At 50.5% G+C, this 25,066-nt stretch carries 28 protein-coding genes; 5 read left to right on the top strand and 23 right to left on the bottom strand.

Annotated elements, in window-relative coordinates:
* Positions 1–29 precede the first annotated feature (29 nt).
* On the bottom strand, positions 30–353 hold the full coding sequence (locus tag H8K43_RS06040) for an AzlD domain-containing protein (RefSeq protein WP_186881618.1): 324 nt from the start codon (positions 351–353) through the stop codon (positions 30–32).
* Positions 346–1,071, bottom strand: coding sequence for an AzlC family ABC transporter permease (locus tag H8K43_RS06035; RefSeq protein WP_186902980.1), 726 nt, complete (start codon positions 1,069–1,071; stop codon positions 346–348). Before H8K43_RS06035 ends, H8K43_RS06040 begins: the two co-directional genes overlap by 8 nt.
* 300 nt (positions 1,072–1,371) lie before the next feature.
* Between H8K43_RS06035 and H8K43_RS06030 the strand changes: the two genes are divergently transcribed.
* From H8K43_RS06030 to H8K43_RS06015, 4 genes are all read left to right on the top strand, one after another.
* The gene (locus H8K43_RS06030) at positions 1,372–1,572 is read left to right on the top strand and encodes a zinc-finger domain-containing protein (protein WP_162020566.1); all 201 of its coding nucleotides are present in this window, start codon (positions 1,372–1,374) and stop codon (positions 1,570–1,572) included.
* A 28-nt stretch (positions 1,573–1,600) separates the two neighbouring features.
* Positions 1,601–2,032 carry a YybH family protein gene (locus H8K43_RS06025; protein ID WP_162020565.1) on the top strand — a complete coding sequence of 144 codons (432 nt, stop codon included), beginning with the start codon at positions 1,601–1,603 and terminating at the stop codon, positions 2,030–2,032.
* 2 nt (positions 2,033–2,034) lie between these two features.
* A complete protein-coding gene (locus H8K43_RS06020) occupies positions 2,035–2,991 on the top strand; it encodes a YheT family hydrolase (RefSeq protein WP_186902979.1) in 957 nt (318 codons plus the stop codon).
* Between the two features lie 75 nt (positions 2,992–3,066).
* On the top strand, positions 3,067–3,669 hold the full coding sequence (locus H8K43_RS06015) for a DUF2946 family protein (RefSeq protein WP_186902978.1): 603 nt from the start codon (positions 3,067–3,069) through the stop codon (positions 3,667–3,669).
* Positions 3,670–3,682: 13 nt separating this feature from the next.
* Here H8K43_RS06015 and H8K43_RS06010 read toward each other — a convergent pair whose 3' ends face one another.
* From H8K43_RS06010 to H8K43_RS05965, 10 genes are all read right to left on the bottom strand, one after another.
* Complete coding sequence (locus H8K43_RS06010) at positions 3,683–4,702, bottom strand: aromatic ring-hydroxylating oxygenase subunit alpha (RefSeq protein WP_186902977.1); 1,020 nt, start codon at positions 4,700–4,702, stop codon at positions 3,683–3,685.
* Entirely contained in the window at positions 4,699–5,343 is a 645-nt protein-coding gene (locus H8K43_RS06005; protein WP_186902976.1) for a NeuD/PglB/VioB family sugar acetyltransferase, read from the bottom strand. The genes H8K43_RS06010 and H8K43_RS06005 overlap by 4 nt, the downstream gene beginning before the upstream one ends.
* Before the next feature lie 3 nt (positions 5,344–5,346).
* Positions 5,347–6,105, bottom strand: coding sequence for an SDR family NAD(P)-dependent oxidoreductase (locus H8K43_RS06000; RefSeq protein ID WP_408058491.1), 759 nt, complete (start codon positions 6,103–6,105; stop codon positions 5,347–5,349).
* The gene (locus H8K43_RS05995; protein ID WP_186902974.1) at positions 6,105–7,166 is read right to left on the bottom strand and encodes a 3-oxoacyl-ACP synthase III family protein; all 1,062 of its coding nucleotides are present in this window, start codon (positions 7,164–7,166) and stop codon (positions 6,105–6,107) included. The genes H8K43_RS06000 and H8K43_RS05995 overlap by 1 nt, the downstream gene beginning before the upstream one ends.
* A gap of 1 nt (position 7,167) precedes the next feature.
* Positions 7,168–7,392, bottom strand: coding sequence for an acyl carrier protein (locus H8K43_RS05990; protein WP_162020559.1), 225 nt, complete (start codon positions 7,390–7,392; stop codon positions 7,168–7,170).
* A gap of 24 nt (positions 7,393–7,416) precedes the next feature.
* Complete coding sequence (locus H8K43_RS05985) at positions 7,417–8,457, bottom strand: 3-oxoacyl-ACP synthase III family protein (RefSeq protein ID WP_186902973.1); 1,041 nt, start codon at positions 8,455–8,457, stop codon at positions 7,417–7,419.
* On the bottom strand, positions 8,454–9,581 hold the full coding sequence (locus H8K43_RS05980) for a DegT/DnrJ/EryC1/StrS family aminotransferase (RefSeq protein ID WP_186902972.1): 1,128 nt from the start codon (positions 9,579–9,581) through the stop codon (positions 8,454–8,456). Before H8K43_RS05980 ends, H8K43_RS05985 begins: the two co-directional genes overlap by 4 nt.
* Complete coding sequence (locus tag H8K43_RS05975) at positions 9,578–11,608, bottom strand: O-linked N-acetylglucosamine transferase, SPINDLY family protein (protein WP_186902971.1); 2,031 nt, start codon at positions 11,606–11,608, stop codon at positions 9,578–9,580. Before H8K43_RS05975 ends, H8K43_RS05980 begins: the two co-directional genes overlap by 4 nt.
* A gap of 151 nt (positions 11,609–11,759) precedes the next feature.
* A complete protein-coding gene (locus H8K43_RS05970) occupies positions 11,760–12,056 on the bottom strand; it encodes a hypothetical protein (RefSeq protein ID WP_186902970.1) in 297 nt (98 codons plus the stop codon).
* Positions 12,057–12,435: 379 nt separating this feature from the next.
* Complete coding sequence (locus H8K43_RS05965; protein WP_230403686.1) at positions 12,436–14,010, bottom strand: M48 family metalloprotease; 1,575 nt, start codon at positions 14,008–14,010, stop codon at positions 12,436–12,438.
* A 22-nt stretch (positions 14,011–14,032) separates the two neighbouring features.
* On the opposite strand from H8K43_RS05965, the gene moaC reads away from it, so the two are divergent.
* Positions 14,033–14,551, top strand: a complete 519-nt coding sequence (gene moaC, locus H8K43_RS05960; RefSeq protein WP_186902969.1) for a cyclic pyranopterin monophosphate synthase MoaC — start codon at positions 14,033–14,035, stop codon at positions 14,549–14,551.
* A gap of 68 nt (positions 14,552–14,619) precedes the next feature.
* Here the strand turns inward: moaC and H8K43_RS05955 are convergent, their stop codons facing one another.
* From H8K43_RS05955 to recA, 11 genes are all read right to left on the bottom strand, one after another.
* Positions 14,620–16,323 carry a PglL family O-oligosaccharyltransferase gene (locus H8K43_RS05955; protein WP_186902968.1) on the bottom strand — a complete coding sequence of 568 codons (1,704 nt, stop codon included), beginning with the start codon at positions 16,321–16,323 and terminating at the stop codon, positions 14,620–14,622.
* Positions 16,324–16,431: 108 nt separating this feature from the next.
* Entirely contained in the window at positions 16,432–17,190 is a 759-nt protein-coding gene (tfpZ, locus tag H8K43_RS05950; RefSeq protein ID WP_186902967.1) for a TfpX/TfpZ family type IV pilin accessory protein, read from the bottom strand.
* 180 nt (positions 17,191–17,370) lie between these two features.
* On the bottom strand, positions 17,371–17,838 hold the full coding sequence (locus H8K43_RS19080) for a pilin (protein WP_186902966.1): 468 nt from the start codon (positions 17,836–17,838) through the stop codon (positions 17,371–17,373).
* 214 nt (positions 17,839–18,052) lie between these two features.
* A complete protein-coding gene (locus tag H8K43_RS18925) occupies positions 18,053–18,511 on the bottom strand; it encodes a pilin (protein WP_222610961.1) in 459 nt (152 codons plus the stop codon).
* A gap of 194 nt (positions 18,512–18,705) precedes the next feature.
* The gene (locus H8K43_RS05935; RefSeq protein WP_186902965.1) at positions 18,706–19,308 is read right to left on the bottom strand and encodes an FHA domain-containing protein; all 603 of its coding nucleotides are present in this window, start codon (positions 19,306–19,308) and stop codon (positions 18,706–18,708) included.
* Between the two features lie 33 nt (positions 19,309–19,341).
* Positions 19,342–20,148: a Stp1/IreP family PP2C-type Ser/Thr phosphatase gene (locus H8K43_RS05930; protein ID WP_186902964.1), complete on the bottom strand. Its 807-nt coding sequence runs from the start codon at positions 20,146–20,148 to the stop codon at positions 19,342–19,344.
* A 273-nt stretch (positions 20,149–20,421) separates the two neighbouring features.
* On the bottom strand, positions 20,422–21,303 hold the full coding sequence (gene sucD, locus H8K43_RS05925) for a succinate--CoA ligase subunit alpha (protein ID WP_162020547.1): 882 nt from the start codon (positions 21,301–21,303) through the stop codon (positions 20,422–20,424).
* 18 nt (positions 21,304–21,321) lie between these two features.
* Entirely contained in the window at positions 21,322–22,506 is a 1,185-nt protein-coding gene (sucC, locus tag H8K43_RS05920; RefSeq protein WP_268970542.1) for an ADP-forming succinate--CoA ligase subunit beta, read from the bottom strand.
* Between the two features lie 30 nt (positions 22,507–22,536).
* On the bottom strand, positions 22,537–23,118 hold the full coding sequence (locus H8K43_RS05915) for a DUF2889 domain-containing protein (RefSeq protein ID WP_186903041.1): 582 nt from the start codon (positions 23,116–23,118) through the stop codon (positions 22,537–22,539).
* A gap of 249 nt (positions 23,119–23,367) precedes the next feature.
* A complete protein-coding gene (gene recX / locus H8K43_RS05910) occupies positions 23,368–23,823 on the bottom strand; it encodes a recombination regulator RecX (RefSeq protein WP_186902962.1) in 456 nt (151 codons plus the stop codon).
* Positions 23,824–23,938: 115 nt separating this feature from the next.
* A complete protein-coding gene (recA, locus tag H8K43_RS05905) occupies positions 23,939–24,979 on the bottom strand; it encodes a recombinase RecA (protein ID WP_162020544.1) in 1,041 nt (346 codons plus the stop codon).
* Positions 24,980–25,066: the final 87 nt, after the last annotated feature.

Here is a 25,066-nt window from a genome sequence, read left to right as displayed (position 1 = left end):
CTGCAGGCCGCAGACAGACTGGCCCCAGCCTACTGGCCCAGCCTGAGGTAAGTGAATACTGCCATCCCGAACAGGATGGTGTGCAGCATATTGCGCCTGACCAGAAAAAAGGCGGTGGCCAGCAAACCAGCCACCAGTCTGGGCTGGTTCCAGCTGATCGCCAACTGCCCTTGCAGCATCAATAAATCCGGGAAGATCAGCGCAGCCAGTGCGCAGGCAGGCGCATAACGCAAGCCATCCTGCACCCGTTTAGGCAATTGCACCCGGCTGCCGACCAGCCAAAAGCCACTGCGCGCGATAAAGGTAGCAAGTACTAACAAAGCAATCGTAAGCCAGACATCGAGATCACGCATCATGCTGCTCCCTGGCTGCACGCGGTGTGCCGTATTCTTCAAACAGCATCGCGGCTACCATCCCGACTACAACGGAAAACAATAAGCCTAGCTTATACGGCCAGGCAAATGTCGCCAGTGCCGCAGCGCCGGATACCAGCACACCCACGGTTGCTGCACGGTTGAGTATCAAGGGCAGCATGACGCAGAGTATCGCCAGCGTACCGGCAAAGCCCAGCCCCCAGGATTCCGGCACCTGGCTTCCGGCCAGAATACCGATGATGGACCCGGTCTGCCAGGATAGCCAATTTGGGAAAATCAAACCCTTCAGATAAGTCAGCTTCCCTTTGGCATCGCTGAGCTCAGGGTATTTCTGTAAAAACAGGCTGACCGACAAGTCCCCTGAGGTATAACCCAGCCAGGCGCGGGACCGCAGCGGCAGATGGGCAAAATGCGGAGCGAGTATCGCGGAAAAAATCACGAAACGCAGGTTCACCGCCAACGCGGTCGCAAAAATGACCCACAGAGGTGCATGTGCAGCCAGCAAAGGCAGAGATGCCAGTTGTGCCGAACCGGCAAACACCAGCAGCGTCATACCCAGCGCTTGCGGCGTGCTGAGACCTGCCTTAATCATGGCCACACCGACCACCAGCCCCCAGGCCGCGATACCGAACCAGGTAGGCGCACCGGCTTGCAGCGCCTCTTTCCAGGCATCCTGATTTGTTTTAATAGACGTCATGTATTCTGACTTAAAGAAAAATTGACCCACGTGCACAGCATCAGCCAGGCAGTGAGCCTTGAAATCGCTCAGTTTCGGACCGCAGCGCCGCCTGTAACGGCGCTGAGCGCTGAGTCTGATCAGTTGCGGGAGTCCGGCTAAGCGCTAAAGCGCACCGACAGTCGCAGGCAGGCCGGTATTCTAGCCTTGAATGAAAATCAGCGCAGAACGCTGACCGAAGTAGCGCAAATCCGTTAAAATCGCGGCTTAACGCTGACCCCGCCGGTCAGCTGACTGATGACACTTACCAACGGAGCGCTTATGTCCACCCCAAATACTGCGAACAATGTCGTTGAACTGCAAGCCAAAGACCTGCCTGCGCATTGTCCGAATCCAGCCATGCCTTTGTGGTCCTCGCACCCACGTGTGTTCCTGGACCTGTCCCATGGTGGCGAAGCGACTTGCTCTTATTGCGGCACCAAATACAAGCTGGCACCCGGCACTGTGCTCAAGGCGCATTAATCCGGCCAGCCTGAAACCGGATCAGAATATGCCAGCCAAAAAGCAAATGAACGGCAGCCCGGAAGAAACCGAAGCTGCCTTTTACGATGCGCTGAGCCGTGCTGACCTTGAAGCGATGATGGCGCTGTGGGCAGAGGATGAAGAAATCGTCTGCATCCATCCGGGCGCGCCACGCCTGATTGGACATGCCGCGATCAGGGCTTCGTGGGAAGCCATTTTCGAACGCGGTGGCGTACAAGTGCAGGCACATCAGATTCATGCGACGCATAATATGCTGACCGCTGTCCACAGTGTGATCGAGCAGATACAGCGCCCTAACGAACAATTAGCCGATATCCACATCCTGGCGACCAACGTGTACATGAAAACACCGCAAGGATGGCGCATCACCATGCATCACTCCTCCGTCGCAGCAGGTAAAGCACCACTGGATCTGTTCAAAGCCAGCACCCTGCACTGACCATGACTTATCAGGCTCCTGCATGGCTGCCCGGTGGCCATCTGCAAACCATACTTCCTGCACTTTGGATACCGCGTCCAGCGGTTGCGCTACGACGCGAACGCTGGCAAACACCGGATCAGGATTTCATTGATATCGATTTTCTCGATGGCCAGCCCGGTCAGCCTTGCGTGGTGCTGTTTCACGGCCTCGAAGGCTCGAGTCAGAGCCATTATGCCCAGGCACTGATGCATGCGCTGCAGCAGCGTGGCTGGTCAGGTGTGATACCGCATTTCCGTGGCTGCTCGGGTGAGCTCAATCAGGCACCACGCTTTTACCATTCCGGCGACTCCGCTGAGATCAACTGGATACTGCGCCGTCTGCACCAGCAATGGCGGACTCAGCATACAACAGCGCGTTTTTTTGCGGCCGGTGTTTCGCTGGGTGGCAATGCCTTATTACGCTGGACCGGCGAATCTCAGCATCAGGCCAGCCTGGCCGATGCGGTATGCGCGGTCTCTGCTCCGCTGGATCTGGCACAGGGTGGCGCTGCTTTGTCTGGCGGACTGAACATGCTGTATACCCGCATGTTCCTGAAAACCCTGAAACCCAAATGCCTGCAAAAGCTCAGACAATTCCCAGGTCTGTTTGATCAGCAGCGCATGTTGGCAGCGCAAAATCTGTACGAATTCGACAATGTAGTCACTGCGCCTTTACATGGCTATCGCGATACTGACGATTACTGGCATCGCGCCAGCGCCCGCTGGATACTGAACGATATCCGTATTCCTGCGCTGGTACTGAATGCCAGGAATGATCCTTTCCTGCCAGGTCAACATTTACCCCGCCAGGCTGCGCAGTGTGTCACACTGGACTACCCGCAACATGGTGGCCATGTGGGCTTTGCGACGGGTGGATTCCCCGGAAAACTGGACTGGCTGCCGCAAAAAATTCTGGGCTATTTTGAACAGTTTGTATAAGCGTTCAGACGGCTATTCAAGCACAAAGCGTAACAGCGCACTCCATAGCAAGATGGACGCAGAAACAGGTGAAGGATGGATGAGATAGTCAAAGCAGCCATGACGAAATGGCCAAATGTACCCCATTGTTTTGGCTGGCTGGCACTCGATGCACGCGGCCAGTGGCGCATGCGCGATGAGCGCTGTCAGGCACTCGGCCTGCCCGGCGATATCATTCGACACCCCAGTCTGATCAACTTCATACAGCGTAATTACACCCATGACGAGGACGGTCGCTGGTATTTCCAGAATGGCCCGCAACGCGTCTATGTCGACCTGGAAGCAGCACCTTATATCTGCACTCTCTCACCAACCCATCTGCAACTACATACCGGCACAGTTCTGCATCAGCTACACGAGGCAGTGATGGACGAAGCTGGCCGGCTGTTTTTTGTATGGGACCACAAGCTGTGCCTGCTCGAAGACAGAGACATTGCAGACTGCCTCGATCGTATCCGCGATCATCAGGCTCAGGCACTCAGCACTGAAGCATTGATGCATTGGATAGAAGCAGACGAGGCCAGCGATTTATGGCTGGAACTGCCGGGTATCTCAGCCGCTGTAGGTCTGCGTAAAGGCAGCGCCCAGTCACTCAGGTCCAGCTATCCGTTTCAAGCCACACCACGACAGGATAGCTGACACACCGGGGAATTTAACATTCTCCGGTACTGGCGACACGCTGCAGGCTTTTTCTGAAATGAATAATTTTTTCTTCATCCACAGATAAACGGCTGACATCATTCCAGTCATAGTTCTGTATGGGGATACGGCTGCAAATGTGATGATCTTCCCGGAACACCTGACGGTTAACCTCAGCAGTGGATAGGAAAAAATGATCCATACTGGTGGCTGGCATGCCCGTACGCAATGAGGTTTTCAATAAGCGGCTGTAAAAGTGAGTTTTTTGCTCTTGCGCTGACGGGAAAAAATTTTGCAGCGAATACGACAGGCCACAGGTAGACGTCAGCATCGTGAATGGGAACAGATAAATACTGATGTATCCCTCTATCGGCTCAGTGCGCGAAAACAAGCGCGCAGCTGACTTGAGTTTCTTAGCCACAGACGTATCAGTAATTTGAAAAGACGCTGTTGAATTGTCTGCGACGTAGGCATTTTCAGGATCAGACAAGCTTAAGCGCCCCAAGGTCTCAGTATGGACATAGGGTGTATGCAGCGAATCCAGGCCATTTTCAATGGCGATTTTCCAATCGCACTCATAGGTATAGGCATTCCAGTCTGCACGTCCGTTAATATCCATAGAAATGGAGGCCAGTTGTTGCGACAAGTCGCCTAATTGCATGTCCAGCGTTTGTGCTGGCTTCACTGAGGCAAACAGAAAATCACCACACCATTCCGTCTTCAGCATACCCATGCTGACTTTGCTTAATTCACAGGCCTTATACTTTTCACGCGCAGGTATCAGTAAAGTCCCTGCTTGAAATGTCCAGCCATGATAGGTACAACTGATGGGAGCATTGCCGTATTCGGCATCAAAAAAACGCGCGCCACGGTGCGGGCACAAATTATCAAAAACAATAATTTCACCCGCATCGTTGGCGGCTACGACATCCTGCCCCAGCCATTGCAAACGCAGAAAATCTCCGGGCTGCGGTAATTCGGAACGGTGGCATAGCAAGTGCCAGTACTGATCGCGTAATTTCTTATTCATCATGTCAGAGTTCTGGCTGGTTGCGCATAAACGGTAGTCTGCTCGCGCACGCGCCGGACCACAATTGCACCGGCACCTATCCTGGCGCCATCGCCCACAACCACCGATGGCAATACCGAAGCATGCGAGCCGACCAATACCGCGCTGCCTATCTTCACATGCCCGGTCAGATCCACATGCGCACAGATGACGCTGGATTCGCCGATGTCCACATCATGTCCGGCACCGGAATGGGTGTTAATCACGACAAAATCCGCAAGCCGGGTGTTAGCTGAAATCAGGCAGAACGGGTAAATCACGACGCCTTCACCTAGGCTGGCATTGGGTGCAACGATCACATTCGCATGGACGTAGGTATAGAAACGTGCCCCCTGTTTTCTGAGTGCATGTGCCACCGTCATCCTGGCCTGAGGTTCGCCTATCGCCAGCAGAATCCGGTCTTCAGGCTCTGGCTGAAAACCGGCAATGCCACCAAGTACCGGGTAAGGAAAATCGGCTGAAAAACAGGAGGTGGGCGCAATCGTATCATCAATGATGCCACGGATAACAACACGTCCACTGGCAATATCCGGCGCCAGCAGGGCCAGTAATTCCTGGCCCATGCCACCAGCACCGGCCAATATGAGTTGAGTTGGGAGAGTCATCTTTTACCTTACTGAATAACCACCATCGACAGACAAGCTGGTGCCTGTCATCCAACGTCCGGACTCCGCCATCAGATAGATCACGGCGCTGGCGATATCGTCCACAGTACCGAATCCCAGCAAATGCTTATGCTCATACGCGGACAAGGATTGCTCACCCAGTGTATGAGTCAGCTGTGCATGCATCGCTGTTTCCACCGCACCTGCAGCAATCGCATTCACACGAATTCGACGTGGGGCAAACTCAACCGCGAGTGAGCGAACCAGGCCTTCTATCGCCGCTTTCGCCGAAGAGTACAGCGCCATGCCAGTCTGCCCGCGCGTTGCGGCCACAGACGACATCATCACGATAGCACTGCCGTCTTCCATCACACCGCGCAGCGACGCAGCGCGCGCCAGTGCCATCGCCGACTTCACACTGGAAGCATATATTTCATCAAACTGCTTTTCCTTAGACAGCTTTGCGGGACGTAACATGCTGATACCGGCCGCATGGAACATGCCATTAAACGGGCCATGTAACTGTGCCGTTTTCTGCACCAGTTCGACGATCTGATCACTGCCATCCAAATCAGCTGGTACGCAATAATGCCCTGATCCGGCCAAGGCTTGCAGGGTTTCTTCCAGTCTCGTCGCATCGCGTGCGCTCAGACATAATCTGGCACCGCAAGCCGCCATGGCAATCGCAGCTGCACGTCCAATTCCGGACGAAGCACCTGTAACCAGTATGTGTCGTCCCTGCAAAGCGTTTTCTTTAAATATCATGACTCGACTTCAATTAAATCGGTGACTTGCATCAGACTGAGATCGCAACTGACAGCGGCCCAGGAATAACCAACGCCGAAACCAGCCATCACAACGCGTTCACGTAAGGGCGTCTCGCGGCATATATCGGTCAGTAACAAGGGAATAGAAGCGCTGGAGGTATTGCCGAAGCGCTGCAAATTCAGGGAAAACTGGTCGGCAGGAATCTTGAGTTTTTTTGCGATGTGCCTCAGCATGAAGGCATTTGCCTGATGAAACAGGAAGTGTTCAGTGCCTTCCAGCGTTTGCCCGGAAAAACTCAGCAACTGCTTTACTAATGTTGGTACGCTACTGATTGTGAAGTTAAATACTTGTGCGCCATCCATATACAAATAGTCGGGATTCAGCTGACTCAGACGCGCATCCTCTTGTTGCTCCACACGTACCGGGCTGCGTGGCACCATCAGATGACGTGCGCCGCCACCATCGGTACCAATCACGTAATACGCTGGCTGAGCTTGCTCGTTATATTCCAGCGCAGTCGCAGTTCCGGCATCGCCAAACAACAAAGCAGTCGCCCTGTCCTCCGTATTAACCAGTTTGCTGGAGGTGTCTCCGGCCAGCAGCAGCACGCGCTTGACAGCAAGGCCATCAATTAGACGTGAAGCCAGCCACAAGCCATACACATAACCGGAGCAACCCAGGTTAACATCCAGTGCTGCACAATTCTTAGATAAGCCCAGCCTGTGCTGTAAGGTGCAGGCGGTCGCAGGCAAACGATAATCCGGAGTTTGCGATACAAAAATGATCGCATCCACGCTTTCGGCTGACCATGCCAGTTGACTCAGTAAGCGACTTGCCGCAGCTTCCGCCAGATCGGCGGTAGTCTGATTAGGGCCTGCGATATGCCTGCGCTCGACGCCAGTCATCTTGGTGATCTCATCAATCACCTGCGTATCAAAGCGGTCTGCGAAATCCTGATTAGTACAAATACCCTGAGGAACTGCGCTGACTACGCCACGGATAGCAACGTGATCTACGCGAATCTGCAAGCCGCTCTGCGCATCAGTAACACTCATATCAGTCTTTCTTCGCCGCGTCTATCAGCGCCAGAATATCAGCAACAGTAGTGCATTTTGCCAGCGCCTGGCCATCCAGCATTACAGAGTACACATCATCAACCAGCGCCATCGTCGATACTACCGCCAGCGAATCCCATGCATAATCCTGCAGACTCAGATCCGGCTGTATCTGCCCGCTATCCAGCTCCAAAATCTCCGCCATACCTTCAAAAAATTCTTGCATACCTTACTCCTGATAATAATTTCTTTAACTTTTTACGATAAGTTGTTGATCGAACCGGATTATACAAGCGCCCCAGGAATAGCCTACGCCAAAACCGGCCAGTAACACTGTCTTCTGCTCCGCATTCCAGCCTTTTTCTATGCTGATGGCCAGCGCAAGCGGAATCGATGAAGAAACCGTATTTCCTACATGTTCCAGTTCGATTAAAAACCGTTCTGAAGCAATACCGATTTTCTTCCTGAGTGCTTCCAGCAAAAATCGATTCGCCTGATGCAGTATCAGCATATCGATGCTATCCCAGCCCAAGCCGCCCAGCTCCAGCGTCTCTTTACATAGTCCGGGAATTTTTTGCAGCGTGAATTTCAATATCTCAGGCCCGTTCATATACAGCCTGGACGCATCCCTGACATTGCCGGCATGATCGGTAAATACAGCTGCATCCTCGCACCCCATAGAGCGACAGCCGCTTTGCGGGACGATCAAATGCTCATAGCCACTGCCATCTGTACCCATGTTAAACGCAGATATCGCTGCTTGCTCACCCGGTTTTGCCTGGATCAGCGTAGCGGTTGCCGCATCGCCAAACAATGGCCGTACACTGCGGTCATTTTCTGCAATTAACTTGGTATAGGTGTCACCCGTCAGCAGTAAAACATTGTTCGCCATGCCGGACTCGACCAGGGCTTTAGCGACGGACAAACCATAGACATAGCCGGAGCAGCCCATATTCAAATCCAGCGCAGGACAAGCAGAAGACAGACCTAATTGCTGATGAATCAGACAGGCCGAGCTGGGTAGCAGATAATCCGGTGTCTGGGTGCAAAACAGCAAATAATCTATGCTGGCCGGAGATATTTCCGGCGTAGTAAATAACTTCTTTGCAGCCTGCACAGCCAGGTCAGCTGCGGTCTGCCCGGCTGCTGCGATATGGCGCTGACGAATACCGGTTTTTTCAAAGATCTTCTCAGCGGTCCACTCAGGGAATATCTGTGCCAGTTGCGCATTATCTAAAATCTGTTCAGGCAATGCATACGCAAGCGCCTGTATGCTGGCATATCCTTTCATGCCTCAGCTCCCTGTGCCAGCTTCAGGATCAGACTGACGATTTTTTGCTGCACTTCACGCGGCATGTCGGGATAAATCGGCAAACATAAAACACGTTCTGAGACTTGCTTAGCTATCGGCAGCTTCGCAATATTAGCGGAAGCCAGGTGCCGATACATTTCGAATTCTGGTATCAAAGGATAAAAATAGCGTCTGGGATGGATATCATGCTGTTTGAAGTGGTGATACAGCGCATCGCGCGACACAGGAAATTCACTGCCAATTTGAATCGGAAAATAAGAGAAATTAGAGCTCCAGTCAGTCGGCGTATGTAGAAAAGATATCCCTTTCACGTTCGCCAGCTGTTCGCGGTAATAGCGATCTATTTCGGCACGACTCTGTATCGCCGCATCGACACGCTGTAACTGCAGCAAACCTACAGCAGCCTGAAATTCATTCATTTTCCCGTTGATGCCAATTTCGACCACACTGACTTCATCGACAAAACCAAAATTCTTTAAGTGATCAATATGCCGTTTGCTCGCCTCATCCGGTGAGACGATGGCACCACCTTCAAAGGTATTGAATACTTTAGTTGCATGAAAACTTAAGACAGACAGATCACCTGCGCTAAGCAAGCTACGCTTTCCCTGACACACCGAAAATGCGTGTGCAGCATCATAAATAACTTTCAAACCGTGTTTATCTGCTATCGCCTGTATCGCCTCTACATTGCAAGGCACGCCATAGCAATGCACAGGTAAAATCGCGGTAGTCTTGTCGGTGATAGCTGCTTCAATCAGATCAGGATTCAGATTCAGGGTCAGCGGATCAATATCAACAAACACGGGGGTAATCTGATTCCACATCAATGCATGCGAAGTCGCGACAAATGAATATGGCGTCGTGATGACTTCACCGCTTAAATGCAAAGCTTTGAACGCTGTGATCAGAGCAATGGTCGCATTCGAAAACAGGGAGATATACGGTACATTCAGATAATGCGCCAAAGCCAGCTCTAACTCCTGATGCATAGGGCCGCCATTGGTCAAAATGCCGGTCTGCCAGATTTTTTCCAGATAGGGCTGCATATCTGCCAGCGGTGGCAGACTGGGGCGCGTCACATATACCGGCTCTTTGCTCATGTTGAACGCCCTTCCAGCGGAAGACAGACATAGGCCTCATCTTGCAGCAACACCTCGAATGGCTTTGGTGGCTGGGCCTGACAGCGGTATACCCACATCTGGCGTAAAGCAGCATGCAATGCAAGCGCGACTTGCTCTGGCTGTAAAAATCCGGATTGTGCAAACTGCGCGCGTAACTGCATCCGTAATTCAGTCAGATAGCTGCGGTTTTCATTAAGCCAGACTGCTTTCGCTACGAAGTCCTGTTCAGATTCGGCAACGAAATGCTCAGCAATACCGACATGCAGTAAGTTGGCAGCGGACTGCCGTCCCGGCGCTGTTTTTCCGGTCAGGGTCAGCGTAGGTACCCCCATCCACATCGCATGGTTAGTCGTCGTGCCGCCGGTATAGGGGAAGGTATCCAGACAGACATCGACTTCTTTGTGTGAGGCCAGATAATCCTCCATATAGGTGCGGGTATAAAATTCCAGTCTGTCTGCAGCTATACCTTCTTCCTGAAACCAATTAATCAAAAACTGATAATCCATCAGCTCAGGCAATCCAGCCAGCTTCATGCGTGCATCAGGAATCTGGCGTAGTACCTGGGCCCATAAAGCCACTACTTCACGGCTAATCTTATTGGCACGGTTAAAACTGCCAAAGGTCAGATGCGAGCGTTGCAATAAAGGCGATGGCAATACTTCCGGTGCTGCTTCAAACGGCAGAAAAGTCGTGGTAATCGGCAAACGAACGAGTTTTTCAGTGAAGCATGCATCAAACTCAGGGTAAGGCAAAAAGTGATGGTCTGCGATGAAATAATCCATCTCTTGCAATCCGGTAGTCCCCGGATAACCGAGCCAGCTGACCTGCACCGGTGCCGGACGGCGTGCAAACGATAACAGGCGATGCCATTGCGTATGACCAGATAAATCAATCAGGATATCAATCTCATCGCCTACCACCACTTGAGCAAACTGCTCGTCGGTCAAAGCAGCTACATTTTTCCAAAGCGGTAAGAAAGTACGCAAACGTGCACTCGCCTCATCTTCTTCCGGAAAATTATAGAAAATATGTAGTTCCACATCCGGAACAACTGCCAAAGCGCGCAACAAAGGCTCTATAAAAGACGTAACCGCATGCCCACGTAAATCCGCACTGACGATACCCACGCGCAGTTGCTTGTCGGCTGAGCCTGCTGGCTCATGCTGGTAGCGTGCAGACTGTAATGGCAACTCAAATTTAGTCGAGAATTCTTTGTGTTGCACAAACAAGTCTTGCGGACTGGTATGCACATCGTGAGAAAGTTGGAATAACAGTTGCGTGTAGACAGGCACTGAATCTGGGCTTTGTTGCAACGCGTGGCGACATACATCCAGCACTTTATCTAAGGCACCCATGCGCTGATAAACCGTGATCAGCCCCTGGTGAGCTAATTCAGATGCCGGGTCCATCTCCAGTATGCGCTCAAATTTCTCTATCGCCTTGGCATGCGCCCTTTGTTCGGAATAAGTGAGCGCCAAATTGCGATAAATCTCAGGATTATCCGGCGTCAAAGTCAGTGCTTTTTCATAACTGGCAATGGACGCTTCGGTTTTACCAAGTTCAGCCTGTACATTACCCAGCGCGATATACGCATGTGCAAACGAAGGATCCAGCGCCAGCGCGGTCTGGAACGCGGTTTGCGCCGCCTCTGGCTGCGCGGCGAGCATATAGCAGCGCCCCAGATTGAAATGAGCGCCAACATAATCCGCCTGCTTGGAAATCGCCGTACGGTATTCGCGCAAGGCATCATTGAAGCGACCGGCTGAAGTGTGAATATTCCCGATATTCAGATGGGCGCGTGCTGACTGCGGGTCGGTACTGCTCGCCTGGCGATACTTTTGTAAAGCAAGTTCGGACTTGCCTTGCTCTTCCAGTACATTGCCCTGCTCAATCAGGGCAATCGCCAATTTCACCTCATTGCCGGTTTGACCGGAAACGGGTTGAGCCTGAGAGCTCTTGCCCTCTTTCTTACTCAAAAATGCAAGGAAACGATTAAGCAAAGTCATGATCTATCAACAGACAGGAAAAATTGACACTACGATTTGCATACTGAACTGGCACAGACTTGCGCAGTCATGGCATAACAAGAGCGTATGCGTCTTAGCAATGAACCTTAGCCACACACTGCCAGTTCTGATCTGGCGTTGTCGGCTAAATTTACAGTTGTCGGGTCAACCAGGTAACCAACTGATCAACTTGCTCACTCTCCAAACCAGCGTCTTTCAGCTTCCATTGGAAAGCATTACTCAACGCCGCTTTCTTGTATAGATTTAACGGGTGCTTAGTTGTAAAAGTTCGTAACTGTGCCTGTAATTTAATTAAAAGCTCGGCCTGCTTCATCCCCACATTTTTTTTTCCGCTTGATTTACCTTCAACCAAAACCCGTTCCAGATAGAACTCAGCCAAAGATACACCAAACTGCTTACTTTCTTTTGCATTGAACCATGCGAACATGAAGACTCCTTAATTTCTCATTTTTACTTCGCTCCAATATACATGCCTGCTCGCCAAAACCAAACGGAACCTACATTTTTTTTCAAAAAAACCAAATTAGTGCGGCAAGTAAGTATCGGACTTACGCACCAATGTCCCGACAAGAGCTAAAAAACCCTTCTCTGCTTTGGGTGACATCGCAGGCAAGCGATGTCCGTTTCGCCAGCAGGCAAGGTGTTGCCTGAAACCCTGGCTACACCCTGGCGACTCAGGCAGCACGTACAGTACGACAAAGAGCCAAACGCCGCTGGGGCGGTTTTGCGTAAGTCCTCAAGTAAAGAAATGTGGCAAACCCCTGTCATTCAGCAAAGTAGTGATGCCAGTGCAATCAGCGCCGGGTTCATTTTTTATTCTTTTCAGTCAACTCGTCTTTATGCGCTTCTTTCCATTCACGTTCGCGTGCATCGATCACTGATAACTCATAATACTGCGCGTCTTTTTCGCGTCTGGCCAACTCCAGTTGCTGCATGGCGGCTTTCCAGTTGACCTGGATCGCATAAGCTTCAGCCAGTGCGATGTGTTGTAAGGCTTGTTTACCCTGTGCAGCATAAACTTTGGCTAATAAATTCTGTAAGCGCGCATCCTGCCGGTATAGCACGACTTGATCGCGCAAAAATCCTTCGGCTTTGGTTTCCTGTTTCGCAGTAATCAATGCTTCCGCATACTGGTAGACCAATCCGCGCGACAAGGGCAGCTGCTGCATAGATTTTTCAGCATCCGCAATTGCCTGGGTATAGCGTTTTTCGGCCACGGCAATATCTATCGCCAGGCTGGCGAACATGCTGCTACGGGTCAGTGTGGCTTGCGCTGCCTTGCTTTGCTCCACCAGCTTTCTGGCTTGGTTGTAAAGAGCCTGAGCCTTCTGGGTATCTGACTGCTTGAGCGCGACGAAGGCTAAACCATAAGTAGCAGCAATTCGGTCTTCCGGGCGTTCCGACTTCATTTGCAGCTCAAATGCGGTTTTACTATCCATCAAGCCCTGTACCGTGCTGTCTTGCAAGACCCGAATACGCGCCTTCAGCAAGAAGAAGTCGATACTGTCTTCGACCTGGCGATAGCGCTGATCCAGTACCCTGGCCTGGATATCGGCGATACGCTCACTGGTCAGCGGATGGCTGCGCAAATAGGCTGGTGCGTTATCCGTATAATTACGCATCGATGCCTGTAAGCGACCAAAAAAAGCAACCATGCCATTGGTGTCAAAACCAGCATCCCGCAAAATCTGAAAACCAATGCGATCGGCCTCACGTTCAGCCTCCCGGCTAAAATTCAATTGCTTCTGGATCGCCAGCCCTTGCCCACCTGCCGCCACTGCCATAGCCGCATCGGGACTGGAACGGGCAGCCAGTATGGCCAGTGCCAGTGCAGCCAGAGGGATAAATGCATCATATTTCTGACCCGCGATCATGCGTGCTATATGTCGTTGTGCCACATGACCAATCTCATGGCCCATGACCGAAGCCAGCTCGGATTCAGATTGGGCTGCAAGTATCAGGCCGGAGTGAAAACCAATAAAACCACCGGGAAAGGCAAATGCATTCAATACCGGATCGCGCACTGCAAAAAATTCAAAATCATAGGATTGCTCGCCGCGCGCGTCGGGACGGGCGTCGAGCATACGATTACCAAGCTGGTTCAGATACTCCGAAATTGGGCCATCATCCATGTAATCCGGATCACGCCGCACGCTACTCATGATCTGCTCACCCAGACGCCGCTCCATCAGCGGCGACAAGTCTTCGCGTGCTGTATCCCCCAGATTCGGCAGGTTTTGCGCCTGCACACTGGCTGACCAACCCGCCGGATAAATACAGCTTGCCACCAGTAAGCCCATTGTTGCCAAGCGTCCGACTTGCGTGATTTTTTTTCTGATCAACGCCCCACGTGGCGGCACTGCTGGATATACTCCGGACATCTTTCACTGATCCTCTCAAGCTATGACTACAGAAGCGCAATCGACAGAACTGACCCATTTCGACCAGACTGGACAAGCACATATGGTCGATGTGGCAGGAAAACAAGATACTCACCGTATTGCCGTTGCGAGTGGAACGATACGCATGCTGCCAGCAACATTAGCCATCATCATGCAAGGAAATGCAAAAAAAGGCGATGTATTAGGCATCGCACGCATCGCCGCGATTATGGCAGCCAAACGTACCAGCGATCTGATTCCCTTATGTCATCCACTCCCGCTGACTCGGGTCAGTATTGATTTTAACATCGTGGCAGAGAAGGCAATGATAATCTGCACCGCGCAAGTGGAAACCTTAGGAAAAACCGGGGTAGAAATAGAAGCCCTGACTGCAGTCCAGATCGGCTTATTAACTATTTACGATATGTGCAAAGCAGTCGACCGTGGCATGGTAATGAGCGATATCCGGGTGCTGGAAAAACATGGCGGCAAATCTGGTGACTGGACCAGCCTGATTGATGCATCCTCAGGTCAGGCCTGAATTGTACGCCAGTCATCGCCAAGCTGTGGCGATGACTGGCGGCCTGCAAGCAACTCGACGGTTCAGATTTAAGGAGCGTCCCTGGCAGGAATTCTGTCGATTATGGCGCGGAATGCAGGCTCTTGGCGGGCTTTAGCCTGCCAGTAATCAAAATATTCTACATAGACTTCAGGATGCAAACGCTGTAGCGTATGCATTGCGCGCACGCCCTCATCGGGACGCTGATTCAGTACATAGACCTCGGCCAGCTTATTGAGATTATGTACAAAGCCAAAACGCTCAACCCAGAAACGTAATTCCTCGATCTCGGCATCAGACATTCCTGCATGCGGCTGTATCTCAAACAAATGAAAATAGGCATAAAACTGTGGGAACACCGTGTATGCAGGTTGTTTCAACTGACTCTGCTGCTGATTCGCCACCGGATCGACCCTTAACACCTTAAATGCACGGACTACGCGCAAATAGTCCCAGGTCAGCAAGGCTGCAGCCATCAGCGCACACAGAACCAGCATACGCGGAAAAACGGCTGGTACCGCGTAGCCTGAAACAGGCCAGCGGCGCTGATGTAACATCCCCATGATAAATGCCAGCGGCAACAATATATAGGCATACCACAATGGGAATTCCACCATGCTGTGTACAGCCGCAGCAATCAGACATAAGCCAGCAAAACGCACAAAAGGAGACTGTGTAGTACGTATGCATGTTAGCCAGCACCAACACAACAAACCAGCAGCCATGATGATAGTGACCGGAAAGCCCATTTCCGCAGCGAAGTTCAGCAACAGATTATGTGCATGTTCGGCATAAGTGGTGGATGGCAAATCAGCTGCTATCTGTACTTGTCCTGCGCCGAAGCCAAACCAGCCGACACCAGTCCAGGGATGAGTTTGCGCCAATTGCAACGCTTGCTTCCAAAGACCAAGGCGCTCGGAGCGGCTGCCAACAACATGATCAATCACCGATGCACCAGACAATCCGGCGGCCGCAACCAGCTTAGGTAGTAACAGCACTGCAGCCAGATACGCGGCAAGCAAGCCCACTACGACAGCAGGATGTAAACGCCGCCCAGCAGCATCACGCAGAGCCAACACCAGGGCGAAAGCAGGGACGATAATCCAGCCTATGCGAGACTGCGTTATCACCAGACCCGTCAATAAAATCAAACTGAACATCAGAGCCAAACCGCGGCCTAAGCGCGCTTCACGATATAGGAACCAGCAGGCGGCTAATGAAAAACTCAGTACCAGAGCGAGTTGATTTGGCTGCGCAAGATTGGCATAAGGCCGCTGAAACACACCTGACTTGCCCATGTACATGAGCAAAGGCCCCAGATACCAGCCCATAGACTGGACTACTTGTATCAGCACCGATAACAGACCAGTCAATAGAAATGCAATCGCCAATATCAAACCCAGCCTGTCGCTTTGCTCAGTGTAATCGCCGCAGCCAGCGCCCAGCATGACAGCAAAAGCAGCCAACACAAAATAGACAGATGGCAGTAACAGATCGTACCAGGCCTGGTGATTTGCCAAGCCATATTGCAGCCAGATCAATAACAGCATCGCTGCGAAACCTGCAGCGATAGCATTTACCCGCCAACGAAATCCTGCATTGCCTGCAGCCATCCAAACACTGACTATCAGGCCGAGTATGATCGCCAAATCATTAAAATAAGAGCGCAGGGGATGTAAATGCACAGGTGTCAGAAACGCAATCACCATGCCCAATGCGAATGGGAGTGCTGCAAAAACAAGTTGTGGTTTCATAATTCGATAAAAAAATTGCAAACCCAATTTTGGTATTTGCAATATAAAGCAAGTGTTGCAGACCGAGAATTAAGCTATAACCGCCGGCCGCATTGCGCTGGCAAAGATTCAGAAACCATCCAATTGAACAAATCCTTTGACTGCCGCGGTCTCCGCATCCACCAAAACAGACCATTCGGTACCACGTGCGATCACAGGCACAAAACATAAGGAAGCATCAGATACACCTGCATCTTGCGCAGCACGGTCGATCAAGGCTTTTTGTGCAGGATATTTCGAGCGCAAGATGGATAAAGGTTTTGCTACCTGTTTAACCTTGGCGGCTGAATGTTCGTAGTTCTGCCAAAATGTAGGCCTGACCCCGATATCTGAGCCTGAAAAAGCAGTGAGCGCTGCATCAGATTTTTCTTTTTCATCTTTAAAATCTCTGGTTCCCAATAACATAGGACCAGTCAAAGACAATTTCTGCAAGCCCGGAGATGCCTGCTCTAATTCTTTTTGCTCGACTTCCGCTGCACTGACCAGGCGGAACTGGCTACCTTCAAACACCAAAGCAACCGGACGCGCGATAAACACAGTGTGGGCACCATACGCCAGGGCTGACAATTGCAACAGTGCGATCACGCTGATATCGCGCACCAGTTCCGTCCGGCTTTTGACAGGATTAAAGACGATTAACGTCAATAATGGACCTAATACGATGTCCACCCCAACCACCAGCACGATCAGCTTTAAGCCTCGGGCAATTTGGGCATATTGCCCCGGGTACCAGAGCAATAAAATCAATGCGGTCACAACACCTGCAATCACACCTGAAAATAACAAGTGTAAAGCTGCCGCCTGCAATCTACGCTTTCCTGTATTCATATTTAATTCAGCTTTGCCGTCTGAGGGTCAAAAGCAACATTGTACTGCGCTGTATTTTGTACATCTATAGCAAGGACATAACAAATTCATCCCATCAGCAACACACACAAAAACAATCAAAAAAACATAAGGCACCCTCAGGTGCCTTAAGGAAAAAATACAATGAATCGTTCACACAATTTACTTACAGGCTTGCGGCAACCATTTTGCATCAACCGTCGTTACGCCATTTCCGGATGAGCAATTCCAGGTTTGTCCACCATTGGTGGTAGCCAAACCAACAATTTTACTATTTGCCTGACCAGACTGCATTGTTGCCTTGATGGTTCCCGCCGGAAATGACCCCGTCACACTAGGTGTCACAGTCGCGTATTTACCGGATAAAGTTGCGACGATATTGGTCGCTGTGACTGTAGAGCTGGATGTCACCATAGTAGGCCAGGACGAATTTTCATACCCATAAGCCGCCACTGCGCCCTTCAAGCCTGCCAGCAATTCCACTGCCTCCGCGACCTGGGCACGCGTGGTGTAATCGTTATACGCTGGCAATGCAACCGCAGCCAGAATGCCGATGATAGCGACCACTATCATTAACTCGATCAAGGTAAATCCACGCTGGATTTTTTTTAATAATCTTCTTGGTTTCATTTTTCACTCTCCCCACAGGAAGCATCAATTCCCTTGCTTCTGGTCTTAGATTAAGCAGTCAATTGAATCAAATTCCCTATCGCATCAGGCAGCTCTTACAAAGGTTTTAACAACAGATTAAACCTCACATAAAAAGTTATCAAAGACGCAATACATCGATAAAAAAAAAGGTGCCCTGCAAAAAGCACCTTTCTTTGTCAATTACACCAGCAGATTATTTGCAAGCTTGTGGCAACCATTTGATCGCAACGTCAGTACCTGCTGTGGAATTACATGCCCAAGTCTGGCCACCATCAGTAGTTTTCAACACTACTTTTTTACCGCTAGCCTGACCGGAAGACATTGTTGCAGTAATCGCACCAGTTGGGAAAGTACCTGTAACAGAGTTTGTGATAGAGGTATATTTACCAGTCAAAGTTGCGACGATGTCAGTTGCTGTTGGGTTAGATGCAACCAGAGCAGGCCAAGCATTTTGCTCGTAACCGTATGCAGCCAGAGGACCTTTCATACCGCCCAGCAATTCAACAGCTTCAGATACCTGAGCGCGTGTTGTGTAGTCGTTGTATGCTGGCAATGCAACAGCAGCCAGAATACCGATAATCGCAACAACGATCATCAATTCGATCAGAGTAAAACCTTGTTGTACTTTCTTAGCAAATTTCATCGATTTCATGCTTAATCTCCAGTTGAGAGGTAATCAGGAATATTCCTGATCGTATATTGAGCAAACAGTGTGCCAGCTCATCCAGGTAGGAAACATCCAGGGTAAAGATTGACGTTTTTTTGATGTTAGACAAAATTTGTCAGTAAACTGCCAGTTTTCGTCAAAAACTTCCAATATCAACGCCTTGCCTGACTATTCAGGCTTCAGGACAAACTGAACTGCATGTGTACGCCCATCAAGTCTATGATGTCGGCGTGGTTCAACAGGTAAGGCGCATCGCCGAGAATCTGACCATTTACTTTTGGCATTTCCTTCCCCTCCACAAAGCGCAGGGTATAACGACCATCCTGTTTAGCAATCGCAATCACCTGCGCAGCTGGTGATCCTATCGTAGTGACTGGCTTAGTCAGCGTCAGCTCTTTTCCGATATTGGCGCCGTTCATCACTTTGATTTTCGCGATGCCAGCTTTTGCAGCAGGAGCTCCCGTTACCGTGTCCAGTGTTCTGATCTGCTCTTGTTTATTGACCTGGAAGCGCAATTTATATTTGCCAATATCAATCACATCATCGTGTTGCAGCAAATGTTTTTTAACAGGCTGACTATTGACCATGGTGCCATTGGTACTGCCCAGATCCAGAATAAAAGAGCCATTCGATGTGGTGTCTATTGCAGCGTGCTGACCACTTACGGTCAGATGATCGATCACGATGTCATTACCCGGTCTGCGCCCTATCGTAATGCGTGACTTGGTTATGCTGACTTCTTGTTGTATCAACCCATTAAAGGTGACGATGATTTTCGCCATAATCTCAGATTCAGAAAATAATTAAATTAGCAATCAGCGTCCGGTCAGACGCTGCAACCAGCTTTGCGCACGTACTGCGGGTACGCGCAGCAAAACCACAGAGACATTATCAAATCCACCCTGCGCATTCGCAGCTGCAATCAAGCGCTGACAACAAGCCGGAAGATCCAGTTTATTCTGCTCAATAATTTGCAGAATTTCATCATGACTGAGCATGTCGCTCAAACCATCCGAGCACAGCAGAACGATGTCCTCATCGTATACTTCATGTATATGCTGTTCTACCTGCACATAGCTCTGGGTACCGACAGCCCGGGTAATTAAATTTTTAATCGCAGAAAAGCGTGCCTGCTCTTCCGAGATATAACCAGCATCAATTTGCTCTTGTAATACCGAGTGATCATAGCTTAGCCTGATCAGCCTGTTTTGCCGGAAAACATAAGCACGCGAATCGCCGACATGCGAAATAGCCAGCTTATCTTCAAAAAAACAAGCGACCACCACTGTCGTTCCCATTCCGAAACAGGCCGGATCAGCCTGTGAAGCGCGCATTATCTGCGCATTCGCATGGTCAATTGCATCATGCAGCCAACGGTTAATCTGCTTGGCACGAAGGCGGAAATGCGGTAGCCAGCGACGCTCAAAATGACTGCTTAAATCATCAGCAATGATCTGCGCTGCCATCGCACTGGCCACCTCCCCCGCTTTGTATCCCCCCATCCCATCTGCCAGAATTGCGCAGGCATAGTCTTCGCACACGACGATGGCGTCTTCATTATGTGCTCTGACTTTTCCTATATCGGACAGTGCAGAAAATTCTATTTTTTGCGGGCTGGGCATTATCTCTTTGTTTTTCAGGACCTGCTAACTACAGGTAAATCAGCGTTTCCGGCATTTCCGGTGCTTACAGGAAGTCAGACCAATTTCATATGCCTTTACGCAAACCTCATCATGATCCAGATCCCAAAAGACCTTGCCGCTAATAAGCTTAACACTGACCACAACAGTTTGCACTTAATTCACACACAAGCACAAATACTGCGTGCGCCAGACGCAAAAAAAGGCCGCGACATGCGCGGCCTTTTGATACCTGAAAACCTGAATCAGTTGAGATTACAGCATTGCTTTCAACAGACGCGCCATTTCAGACGGGTTCTTTGTTGTTTTAATACCGCAAGCTTCCATGATTTCCAGTTTAGCTTGTGCTGTATCTGCGCCGCCGGAAATCAATGCGCCAGCATGGCCCATACGTTTGCCTGGAGGTGCAGTCACGCCAGCGATAAAGCCAACGACTGGTTTTTTCATGTTTTCTTTGATCCAGTAAGCGGCATTTGCCTCATCCGGACCACCGATTTCACCAATCATGATCACGGCATCAGTATCAGGATCATCGTTAAACATCTGCATGATATCGATATGCTTCAGACCGTTGATCGGATCACCACCGATACCAACGGCGGAAGATTGACCCAGACCCAGTGCGGTCAACTGACCAACTGCTTCATAAGTCAAAGTACCGGAACGGGAAACCACGCCGATACGGCCTTTCTTGTGGATGTGACCAGGCATGATGCCGATTTTGATTTCGTCAGGAGTGATCAGACCTGGGCAGTTAGGGCCGAGCAATTTTGTTTTGCTACCGGCTTTAGCCATGCGGTCTTTCAACATCATCATGTCACGGACAGGGATGCCTTCAGTGATACAGATCGCCAGATCCAGTTCCGCTTCCACGGCTTCCCAGATCGCTGCCGCTGCACCTGCTGGCGGAACATAGATCACGGAAACAGTAGCGCCAGTTGCAGCTTTTGCTTCTGTAACGTTTGCATAAATCGGGATGCCTTCGAAATCTTCGCCAGCTTTCTTTGGATTCACGCCAGCAACGAAACATTCTTTGCCGTTCGCGTAATCGCGGCACATACGTGTATGGAACTGGCCTGTTTTACCAGTAATACCTTGGGTAATGACTTTAGTGTCTTTATTAATCAGGATGGACATAGTGATTCCTTGCGATAATTAAGCGTGAGCAGCAGCAGCGGCAACAACTTTCTGAGCTGCTTCTTCCATCGTGTCAGCAGAAATGATAGGCAGACCGGAGTCGGCCAGCATTTTCTTACCGATGTCTTCATTCGTACCCTTCATACGTACAACCAGAGGTACTTGCAGGGAAACAGCTTTAGATGCAGTGATCACGCCTTCTGCGATCACGTCGCAACGCATGATACCGCCGAAGATGTTGACCAGGATGGCTTTCAGACCTGGGTTTTTCAACATGATCTTGAATGCTTCAGTGACTTTCTCTGCTGTCGCGCCACCGCCTACGTCGAGGAAGTTAGCTGGCTCGCCGCCAAACAGTTTGATGGTATCCATCGTTGCCATCGCCAGACCGGCACCGTTCACCAGGCAACCGATGTTACCGTCGAGGGAGATGTAAGCCAGGTCAAATTTGGACGCTTCGATTTCAGCCGGATCTTCTTCATCCAGATCGCGGTAAGCCACGATTTCCGGTTGACGGAACAGGGAGTTTGCATCGAAGTTAAATTTCGCGTCCAGTGCGATTACTTTACCGGAGCCGGTCAGGATCAGTGGATTGATTTCTGCCAGGGAGCAGTCAGTTTCCATGAATGCTTTGTACAAACCTTGCAACTGTACGCGTGCGTCAGCGATGGAGCCTTCAGGAACACCGATTTTACGGGAGATATCGTCAGCTTCTGCATCTTGCAGGCCAGCGCTAGGGTCGATAGCAATGGAGTGAATCAGTTCCGGATGTTTTTCCGCAACTTCTTCAATGTCCATACCGCCTTCGGAAGATGCCATCAGAACAACGCGCTGGCTGATACGGTCAGTCACCATACTGACGTACAGTTCTTTCTTGATGTCCGCGCCTTCTTCGATCAGCAGACGGCGAACTTTCTGGCCTTCAGGGCTGGTTTGGTGTGTGACCAATTGCATACCCATGATGGCATCTGCGTATTCACGCACTTGCTCCAGGGATTTTGCAACTTTAACGCCACCACCCTTACCACGGCCACCGGCATGGATCTGTGCTTTGACGACCCAGACTGGTCCGCCCAGAGTTTCAGCCGCTTTGACTGCTTCTTCAACGGACATGCATGGGATACCGCGTGGTACGGTCACTCCGTATTTGCGGAGGATTTCTTTACCCTGATACTCATGGATTTTCATACGACTTCCCTTCAGACACTGAGGTATAAATAATAATTAAACAAACTAGCTGGGTGATTTTGCATCAGGCGAAGATTTCGCCCAACGCGGGTAATACTGAACAACGGCCGGTCCATCCAGACGCAATGCGTGGCAACGGTCTAGCTGGAAAGGTTGGTTGGAATCAGTGGAATTGCTGGCGGCGTCACGTGTATCGATCACGTCACCGGCGAATGCTTGAATTGCTGCGGTAGGTAAAATCTGAGCTAACTCTGTCAGGTGAGTACATCCATTAGTACCGGATAGTCGCTCTTTAACGCCCTGCCTGAACTGACGCATCAGGTTCAAACCTATCAGTTTTTGGTAATCAGGGCCAATAGACTCACAATATCCAGGATAGGGAACCGCGTCCGAACAGGCAAACGCATCAACCACATTGAGTTGCAGATCAACCGTCACACGCAAAGTCAGGTCGTGCAAAGCCGCGCCTTGCGGCCGCAGGCCGGAAGCGAGCTGAATATCACGTTGCTTGTGATCAGTTATGCGAGCGTCAAGATCCCACAGACCATCGTCGCGCGCAAACGCTTCGATGGTGATCGCGCGCGTGTGCTTCAACGTGCGTTTTGTGGTGGACTGAGATATGGGCATCATGCCTTTTTGGGCGGCTAATTCTGAATAAAAGAGCCACAATTGCGTGTCGTTACCGCAGCTTCTACGGTAACAGCCGCTCCTGCGGCGCTGCAAAAACCACGGAATTCTAGCACAGCTATATAAGGAACTTGCAAGGACAAGCTGTTTTTTAACAGAACCATTTACTTAAAGACAATAAGCTTGAAACAAATTTATATAGCTTACGCGTGGTAGCAATTTAAGCGTCCGCCATAACCATCGGGGCTGTCAGTGCCACTCCTCACGCTCAGCCCGCATAGCCGCGCGTATCGACGCGCTGGAAAATCCGCGCTGTTGCAAAAAACGCATTTGCTTATATTTTTCTTCCTGATCAACCGGTGCTACAGGAAATTTCCTATGTAATAAATTCACGGCTCTGGCTAACTCTGTTTCCTGCATTTCTGCTTTACGGTTTTCCATATCCTCTGCACTGAGTTGATGACTTTGCAGCTCAGCCAGGATGCGATGATTTCCAAAGCGTGCAGCACGGCGGTGTACCAGTGACTCAGAAAATCGCTCAGCGGAAAGAAAATTGGCATCCCGCAGCCAATCCAGCACCGCATCGAGATCCTCACCTTCCGCCACATGGGGACTGAGTTTGCGTGCCAATTCCAGGCGACTATGTTCGCGTTGCGATAAATAGCGCAGGGCACGGCCTTTGAGGCTTAATTTAGGCTTTTGCATCAGACAGCAATCTTCAGTTTTACCGTTAGGAATAAAAAACGCCAGCAATCCATGCTGGCGTTCATGCGCATCAGTTGCGACACCTGACTAGTGTTACATCTTCAGTCAGCGCTTATTACTCGTCATGGCCTGCTGGTGGCAACAAAGGAACGCCCAGATGTTCACGTACTTTGTTTTCAATCTCGTATGCCAATTCCGGATGATCTTTCAGGAAACTACGCGCATTATCCTTGCCCTGACCGATTTTTTCACCGTTATAGCTATACCAGGCACCGGATTTTTCAACAATCTTTGCTTCCGCACCCAGATCCAGTATCTCACCTTCACGTGAAGTACCTTCGCCATACATGATGTCGAAATGCGCTTCTCTGAACGGTGGCGCAACTTTATTCTTCACTACCTTCACTTTAGTTTCGCTACCGACAACCTCATCACCCGACTTGATCGAACCTGTGCGGCGAATATCGAGACGAACCGATGCATAGAACTTCAGTGCGTTACCGCCTGTTGTGGTTTCAGGGCTGCCGAACATCACACCGATTTTCATACGAATCTGGTTAATAAAGATGACCAGAGTATTGGTGCGTTTGATACTGCCTGTAAGCTTACGCAAAGCCTGCGACATCAGACGTGCCTGCAGACCCGGCAGAGAATCACCCATATCGCCTTCAATCTCCGCTCTTGGCGTCAATGCGGCCACCGAATCCACCACCACCAGATCGACACTGCCGGAACGAACCAGTGCATCGGTAATTTCCAATGCCTGCTCGCCGGTATCAGGCTGAGAAATCAGCAAATCAGATAAATTCACACCCAGCTTCTGTGCATAACCCACATCCAATGCATGCTCCGCATCGATAAACGCACAAGTGCCGCCCAGCTTCTGCATTTCAGCAATCGCCTGCAGTGTCAGTGTGGTTTTACCGGAAGACTCAGGACCGTAAATTTCCACCACACGGCCACGTGGCAAACCACCTACGCCGAGCGCGATATCCAGACCGAGTGAGCCTGTGGAAACCACCTGCACTTCTTCAACCACCTCGCCATCGGCCATACGCATGACCGAACCTTTACCAAATTGCTTCTCGATTTGCGCGAGTGCAGCGGCAAGTGCTTTAGCTTTTTCAGAGCTGTTGTCAGGTTTTTTATCGTCCATACATTCTTTCAGTCAATAATCGGATGGTGGAAAAGTGCTGTATTTAAATACAGTACATTGAGCGTTTTCAGCACTGTATAAAAAATC

Source organism: Cognatundibacterium curvum (assembly GCF_014284235.1).
In the GTDB taxonomy this organism is placed as follows: domain Bacteria; phylum Pseudomonadota; class Gammaproteobacteria; order Burkholderiales; family Burkholderiaceae_D; genus Undibacterium; species Undibacterium curvum.
This window is presented reverse-complemented; position numbering and strand designations above follow the sequence as displayed.